Origin of the sequence: Sphingobacterium sp. T2, assembly GCF_000814685.1 — a bacterium.
Lineage (GTDB): Bacteria > Bacteroidota > Bacteroidia > Sphingobacteriales > Sphingobacteriaceae > Sphingobacterium > Sphingobacterium thermophilum.
In genome coordinates, this window is the sequence record NZ_JXAC01000182.1 from 1 (window position 1) to 6,984 (window position 6,984).

7 protein-coding genes and 2 pseudogenes are annotated in these 6,984 nt (G+C 43.0%); 2 read left to right on the forward strand and 7 right to left on the reverse strand.

What is annotated here, in order from left to right; translation table 11 throughout:
• Together SD31_RS17530 and SD31_RS11290 are read left to right on the forward strand one after the other, a co-directional pair.
• Positions 1 to 288, forward strand: a pseudogene (locus SD31_RS17530) (hypothetical protein); the annotation flags it as partial.
• Between the two features lie 24 nt (positions 289 to 312).
• Positions 313 to 1,236, forward strand: coding sequence for an N-acetylmuramoyl-L-alanine amidase (locus tag SD31_RS11290; RefSeq protein WP_231561502.1), 924 nt, complete (start codon positions 313 to 315; stop codon positions 1,234 to 1,236).
• Here SD31_RS11290 and SD31_RS11295 read toward each other — a convergent pair.
• The 7 genes and pseudogenes from SD31_RS11295 to SD31_RS11320 form a co-directional block, all read right to left on the reverse strand.
• A complete protein-coding gene (locus tag SD31_RS11295; RefSeq protein ID WP_039054195.1) occupies positions 1,233 to 2,939 on the reverse strand; it encodes a sodium:solute symporter in 1,707 nt (568 codons plus the stop codon). The two genes, SD31_RS11290 and SD31_RS11295, sit on opposite strands and share 4 nt — an antisense overlap.
• A gap of 105 nt (positions 2,940 to 3,044) precedes the next feature.
• On the reverse strand, positions 3,045 to 3,239 hold the full coding sequence (locus SD31_RS11300; RefSeq protein WP_039054196.1) for a hypothetical protein: 195 nt from the start codon (positions 3,237 to 3,239) through the stop codon (positions 3,045 to 3,047).
• A gap of 11 nt (positions 3,240 to 3,250) precedes the next feature.
• Positions 3,251 to 3,832, reverse strand: coding sequence for a hypothetical protein (locus SD31_RS17535; protein ID WP_052258989.1), 582 nt, complete (start codon positions 3,830 to 3,832; stop codon positions 3,251 to 3,253).
• Between the two features lie 4 nt (positions 3,833 to 3,836).
• Entirely contained in the window at positions 3,837 to 5,723 is a 1,887-nt protein-coding gene (locus SD31_RS11305; RefSeq protein WP_052258990.1) for a PIG-L family deacetylase, read from the reverse strand.
• Between the two features lie 320 nt (positions 5,724 to 6,043).
• Positions 6,044 to 6,301: a DUF6952 family protein gene (locus SD31_RS11310; RefSeq protein ID WP_039054197.1), complete on the reverse strand. Its 258-nt coding sequence runs from the start codon at positions 6,299 to 6,301 to the stop codon at positions 6,044 to 6,046.
• A complete protein-coding gene (locus SD31_RS11315) occupies positions 6,282 to 6,596 on the reverse strand; it encodes a thioredoxin family protein (RefSeq protein ID WP_039054198.1) in 315 nt (104 codons plus the stop codon). Before SD31_RS11315 ends, SD31_RS11310 begins: the two co-directional genes overlap by 20 nt.
• A gap of 64 nt (positions 6,597 to 6,660) precedes the next feature.
• Positions 6,661 to 6,984, reverse strand: a pseudogene (locus SD31_RS11320) (peroxiredoxin); the annotation flags it as partial.

The following is a 6,984-nucleotide window of genomic DNA, read 5'->3' on the forward strand; positions in this document are numbered from 1 at the left end:
GAACCAGGGAAGCGAGTACGTAATGAAGTTTGGCTTTTCAGCTTATCAGCAAACCTAGACCGCAACCTTTCGCAAAATCTGAACTTGAAGTCAAGATACAATCTCTTTGCTGACTATAAGGAACTTAGCGACCCTAACCACCGTTTGGACGTGACACTGACAGCAAAGGTAACCAAGCTTGTCAATGTGACCGCAACAGGAGTGGTTTTATATGATTCCGATCAAAGTAGCAAAGTACAGTACAGTCAAGCTTTGGCGTTGGGAATATTATTTTCATTCCCTCGATAATAAAATAAATAATACAATATGAGAATGGTGAAGTGGGGTGTAGGGATTTTTCTTGTTGCTTTTTTGGGTGCCTGTGGCTCATCACAGCGAGCGTCGCAGCAGAAGTTGGCTTTAGTAAATATAGTGCCGGAAGCTAAGATGGCTTTGTCTATGGATACGTTGAAAGATACTGTCCTCCTTCCGGCAGACACACTAAAAATATCTGCTGTGACACGTATAGACTCCATAGATGAGCCTGTAGTGTTAACGCCGGAAGAGAAAAGACTGCAAGAGCGGTTGTCTGGAATAAATAAGACAGCCGATTGGGCTCCCGCTATACATTATGACAATAGGAAGCCAAACTTTGTTATAATCCACCATACGGCGCAAAACAGTGTGGCCCAGACTGTGCGCACCTTTCAGCTTCCACATACAAAAGTGAGTGCCCATTATGTCATCGGCAAGAATGGGCAGGTGATTCAGATGCTCAACGAATTTGACAGGGCTTGGCATGCAGGAAAGAGCAAATGGGGCACTATTACCGACATCAACTCAGTATCCATAGGGATAGAACTGGACAACAACGGTAAAGAGCCTTTCACTGAGCCACAAATTGAAGCTCTGCTTGTTCTTCTGGATACATTAAAGACAAAATATAATATTCCTCAAACAAACTTTATTGGGCATTCCGATATAGCTCCTACGCGGAAAGATGACCCTAGCAGCTTTTTTCCGTGGAAAAAGCTTGCAGAGCGAGGCTTCGGAATATGGTATAATGAAGACTTTCTGCCACAACCGCCGGCAAATTTCAATCCTACGGATGCTCTGAAGATAATAGGATATGACATGACTAATCCTGAGGCAGCTATCCGTGCTTTTAAGCGCAGGTTTGTTCAGACGGAGGTGAATAGCATTCTCACACCACGTGATATTGCAATTCTATATGACCTTTACAGAAAATACTATTAGGATTGGGATGCGCCCTGTTTCTGAGGTAAGGCATATTCTAAAAGGTATCCCATAAGGATTACCAACACACACCCAATAACATTCAACCAAAGGAAGGCTATAATGTCTGCCAACCAGATTGTCACGACGATGAATTCGCTAATCACGGCACTCCAGAATACGGCGTTTCCTCCAATACGTTTAAAATAGAAAGCCACGAGGAAAATGCCAAGGATGGTGCCATAGAAGAGAGAGCCTAGAATGTTTACGGCTTCCAACAGGTTGCCCAGCTTGTTGGCAAAAAGGGCTACGATGATGGTGAATATACCCCATCCTAAGGTGCTTAGACGTGAAACTTTCAAGTAAACTTTATCATCTGAGGCGTCCTTACGGATAAGCCTTTTGTAGATGTCTATCACTGTGGTGGAGGCCAAAGAGTTTATGGCGCTGGAGGTGGCACCCATGGAGGCAAGCATGACTATAGCTACCAGTAGACCTATGAGACCTTTAGGGAATACATTCGTGACGAAATTGAGGAAAATATAATTGTTGTCGTTCAGTTCGGCTTTGGCGTCATTCTTTTTCAGCAGCTCTACAGTTTGGCTGCGTAGTTCCTGCGATTTGGTGTTGATTTCCTGAATCTGCTTTTTGGAAACCTCTACGCTTTGTAAATCTTTCTTGTCTAAGGCGGTGTGATAACTGAGCAGAGCAGCAATGCGTTGCTGTGTCAGCTTCTCTTGTTGGATTTTGAGTGCATCAAAGTCCTGCTTATAGATGCTTTGCTCCAGTTTGTTGACCTCTACCGGATTGAAAAATAGAGGTGAGGCATTAAACTGATAGTAAGCAAAAACAAGAATTCCTATGAGAAGGATACAGAACTGCATGGGAACTTTCAGCAGACCATTCATAATAAGGCCCATGCGGCTTTCGCGGATGGAAGAGCCGGTAAGATAGCGTCCAACCTGGCTTTGGTCCGTACCAAAATAAGACAGCTGGAGGAAGAAGCCTCCTATGAGTCCTGTCCATACGGTATACTGGTTGTTTAAGTCCAGTGTCAAATCTATGGCGTTAGTCTTTCCGGATATCCCTGCAATATGTAGAGCATCCGTAAAGCCTATATCTTCCGGAAGAAGATGGACGACCATTATGCCAGCAGCTAGCATGCCGGCAAAGATGATGGACATCTGTAATAGCTGGGTATAGGATACAGCCTTTGTTCCTCCATATGTTGTATAACAAAGCACCAGCATACCTATAAATAGGGTGGTATAGGTGACATCCGTATGTAATATGGATGACAAAATGATGGAAGGTGCGAATATGGTAATACCAGTGGAAATCCCCCGCTGTATGAGGAAGAGAAAAGCTGTGAGTGAACGCGTCTTAATATCGAAGCGTTTTTCCAAGAATTCGTAGGCGGTGAACACTTTGAGCCTATGGAAAATAGGGACAAAGGTCACGCACAGTACTATCATTGCCAGAGGTAAACCGAAGTAGAATTGGACGAAGCTCATTCCCGAGCTGTAAGCCAAGCCTGGAGCGGAAAGGAAGGTGATGGCGCTAGCCTGGGTGGCCATCACGGATAACCCCACATTATACCAAGGAAGCTCCCTATTACCAAGAAGGAAACCGTCTATATTACGAATATTCCTGCTTTTGTAGATCCCATAGAGAACTATCAAAAGCAGGGTTACAAATAGTACTATCCAGTCGATAATACTCATGAGAAGTGTATCGTAAAGAAGTACATTAATAGAATGCAAAGCGCTAACCAGACAATGTTAATAATATACCATTGTCTCCAGTTAGTCGTCTTGCATGGCATTCTTCTATCGGTCACTTTCTTTATATGGTAGCAATACGGTTATGAAGAAAACAGCGAAAATCAATCCGCCGATAAGACCGCCAATAATGCTTAGGAATGAACCGCAAGAAGCAAAAGCGATCAATGCACCTAAAATAGTTCCGATTAACAAAATAAGTCCTTTAACGTTCAAAGGCTGCTCATTAACTTGATTTTCCATATACTGAATAATTAATTTTCGTTTGCTAACAAATTTACAAATAATCTATAAGCTCCGGGCACTCCGGCTGGTAATTGTCTGAAAAATGCCAACGAGGTGTATACAAACTTACCTTTTCCGTAGTTGCATATCAGTAAGGAGCCTTCATGAGGCGCTTCTCCTTTGTCGTGCATGCGCAACGGGGTGCGGTATCTTTTGTCAATATTTCTAGCGAAGTAAAGTCCGCGTTCCTGTATCCATCCCTCAAAGTCGGACTCCGTAATGCGATTAGGAAAAGAGAAGGCTTTATCCTGTCGCTCAAAAGAAACAGGTGAGTCTTCTTCTGTAACACGGTCCCGGGTAATCTGAAAAGGATAAGGGCCTAACCTATTCGTCAGCAGTTTTGTGTTTACATTGTATTGAAACACTACAACTCCGCCATTATTTGCGTATTCCAACAGCCTATCTAGGAGCTGACTGCTGTTGTTGATCACATTGAAAAAGCGGACACCAACGATGATGGCTTCGTATTGAGTTAAGGAGGAAGGGTTGTTGAGGTCTGCTTCTGTCAGGTTGGAAACTTTGATGCCTATATGTTTTAGCGATTCACCCACAAGGTCACCGGCACCGGCGAGATATCCTACATGATGTACCGTGTTTTCCAGCTGGAGGTTTTGGCAGATGATTTCCGTCGTTGGAAACCATGTCTGCTGTGGGATATGGTCGTAATCCAGTGTTTTGATATAACAAAGCTTCTCTTCGTTGCTGGAGAATGTAACGACTCCCTTTTTGCTGTTTTTTCCTGTAGGTGCTATGGTTAATGGTTTTTGTGATCTTGTCGCTGGCTCCAAAATCCAATTCCAAAGTAGATGGTTCGACTTTCCAGCCTTCTGGTTGGTTTACTTTGACATTAAAGGAGCTCCGCAGTAGGTCGTGCCGCGTGAAAGTGATGTCTATCTGCCTAGCCTGTTGGTTGGTACTCAGAGCAAGGCTGGAAGACACTTCTGCCGTCATTGCTGGAAGGATAACGATAGGATTGTGTACTTCGCCTTTCACGGGATCCACAAAGCGATGGTGTATGTCTTTTACGATGTGAATATTTGTGTTTTCGACTTTTACGATCAGCTTGACCTGAGGTTTGTCGGGGTTTGTAGGGTGTCCTACCACTTCTAAAGGAATATCAAAGCGTCCCAGGGAGTGAGGTTGGACAAGCCAATAAGGCTGCGTCGTTTTTGCATAGGAGGTTTCTATATTGTCTCTCCAGAGTTTATTGGACTGCAGTTTTTGATGTATGGTCTTGCCGTCGATGGAGACGATCTCTACCTCTATATCTTTCGCGTAAGCGATGGCTTCCACTGTGGCATTAATTTTTGTACCTTTCACAAAGGAAGCTTGTGCTGAGTACACGTCCACCCAGAAGCCACTACATGCCAAAATAAGCTCTTCGACTTCTTTAAGTTTTTGTGCAATCCAGAAGCCGTGGTTAGCATGCTGACTGTATTTTTTGTCTAAGGTATATCCTTCCAGCAGTTTTTTTAATGCTACCAAGTCGGCGATAGACTGTTGCGGGTTCTGAAAGTTGAACTCTTTGTTTATTTTGTCTACCAGTTGCTGTATGGCACTCGTGTTAGGGATACGGCTCCAAGAGGTGTTGATGCCATCAAAGAGGTCGGTATTTGCTTTTTCTCCTGCTACGTGATCGAAATATTCGAAGGAAGTGCCTCTTGAGGATGCAGATCCAAAGCCTTGGGTTTTGTGTTGGGAGCGGCTCTGTGCTGACACTTCTCCGTACGATTGACCTAATAAGGTGTTGTAATGTCCTATGTCAATTTTCAGCTGGTCGTCCGAGGTATTGTTTTGTCCGCCGAAGTTGGCTGTATTCCATACCAGCCGTTTGGCCTGCCAGGTGCTTACCTTGTTTAGTTGTTCAGGAAATTTGTTTTTGTCTGCTGCGGCTAGGAAAGCTTCGTGGGCCAAGATGGCCGAAGCCTGATGGTGGCCATGTCCCCCTCTTGGGTCCGGAGGAAAGCGTGTGATGATTACGTCCGGCTGGTACTTGCGAATGAGCCATACGGCTTCACGCAATATAGTTTCATGGTCCCAGAACTTAAATGTCTCTTCATGAGTCTTTGAAAAGCCGAAGTCATAGGCCGAGGAGAACAGCTGTTCGCCTTTGTCTACCTGACGAGCTGCCAGCAGTTCCTGCGTGCGGATAATACCCAGATTGATACCTAGGTCTGTGCCCAGAAGGTTTTGTCCACCATCGCCACGTGTCAGGGACAGGTAGGTCGTCTTGAACTTCCTCTCGCGGGCCAACCAAGCGATAAGCTTAGTGTTTTCATCGTCCGGATGTGCCGCAAAATACATAACTGAGCCCAGATGGTTAAGTTTCTGCAGACTGATGGCTATGTCTACAACCGACTGCTGTGCTTGTAAACTTTTTGTAGAAAGACCGAAAATAAAGGCTATTAGGATGAAAAAAAGAGGACTAATAGTTTTTCGCATAGTGACATTAAGCTGGTTTGGTATTAATTTACGTTAATTTTTGCGAAAACCGTAAAATAAAAAAGAGTTGAAAAACCTTTCAACTCTTTTTTAACAACAATTAAAAATCTTTTACTTAAATATTGTGCCTGAATAAGATCTAAACAAATAAGCAGAACTTTCTTTTAAACCCCTACATTTGTGTGTTCTCACAGCTGTAAGATAAAAGTAGCATAAAATTGCGAGATTAAATCTTCGAACGCTAAAAAAAATTTCCACAATGACGAAGTTATACACATCTCATGGTGGAAATAATAAGTGGACTGGAATTGTAACTGTTTTTATTTATCAATCGAGCCTAAAACGCGCTGCATAAATTTGTTAAGCGCTTCTTTTTTAGGAGTACCTTCTTTAATCATTTTATCAACCTCGATAGCGCCATACATGTTAGAGATGAGCTCTCCGATGACGTCCAATTCTTCATCTTTCAAAGAAGGGACTTCAGTAAGCGCTTCTAACGTTTCGATAGTTTCTAATACGTAATCGGCATCGTTCTGCTCGATGAATTCCGTAAGATGTTTAATTATTGGTAACTTCATTTAATAAGTCGATTAATCCGTCGATTTTGTTTGTTTGTACTTGGTTTACCAACTGACCGTTTTTGAAAGCAGCGAACGTAGGTAAGTTGTTTACGTTAGCCAACTTTCTTGACTCAGGGAATTTTTCTGCGTCAACGATTACGAATTTTACGTTTTCGTTTTCTGTAGCCAATTTTTTGAATTTTGGTTTCATAATACGGCAGTTTCCGCACCATGATGCTGCATATTGCACCATAACTACGTCGTTGTTGGCTACAACTTCTTGTAAGTTATCTGATTCTAATTCTTGTAACATAGCAAGTTAAATTTTGATAGAAGAGGTGGAATGAATCCACCTCTACAATCTATTAAAGCAATTCTTAGTTCATCGACAAGTAAGAAGCTACACCTTCACGTGTTGCTGACATAGCTTGTTTACCTTCTTCCCAGTTTGCTGGACATACTTCACCGTGTTTTTGTACGTGAGTGTATGCGTCGATAAGACGAAGATATTCTTTCACGTTACGGCCAAGAGGCATGTCGTTTACTGACTCGTGGAATACTTTACCTGTCTCATCGATCAAGTAAGTAGCACGGTAAGTTACAGCTGAACCTTCAGCTAAAGTGCCATATTCTGGGTGTTCTACTTCTTTAACATCCAAGATGCCTAAGATGCTAGACAAGTTGCGGTTAGTATCTGCGAT

Excerpts from the sequence above, each read along its gene's own strand:
- SD31_RS11305 (WP_052258990.1), bottom strand. The coding sequence starts at position 5,723 with ATGCGAAAAACTATTAGTCCTCTTTTTTTCATCCTAATAGCCTTTATT.
- SD31_RS11310 (WP_039054197.1), bottom strand. The coding sequence starts at position 6,301 with ATGAAGTTACCAATAATTAAACATCTTACGGAATTCATCGAGCAGAAC.
- SD31_RS11295 (WP_039054195.1), bottom strand. The coding sequence starts at position 2,939 with ATGAGTATTATCGACTGGATAGTACTATTTGTAACCCTGCTTTTGATA.
- SD31_RS11315 (WP_039054198.1), bottom strand. The coding sequence starts at position 6,596 with ATGTTACAAGAATTAGAATCAGATAACTTACAAGAAGTTGTAGCCAAC.
- SD31_RS11290 (WP_231561502.1), top strand. The coding sequence starts at position 313 with ATGGTGAAGTGGGGTGTAGGGATTTTTCTTGTTGCTTTTTTGGGTGCC.
- SD31_RS11300 (WP_039054196.1), bottom strand. The coding sequence starts at position 3,239 with ATGGAAAATCAAGTTAATGAGCAGCCTTTGAACGTTAAAGGACTTATT.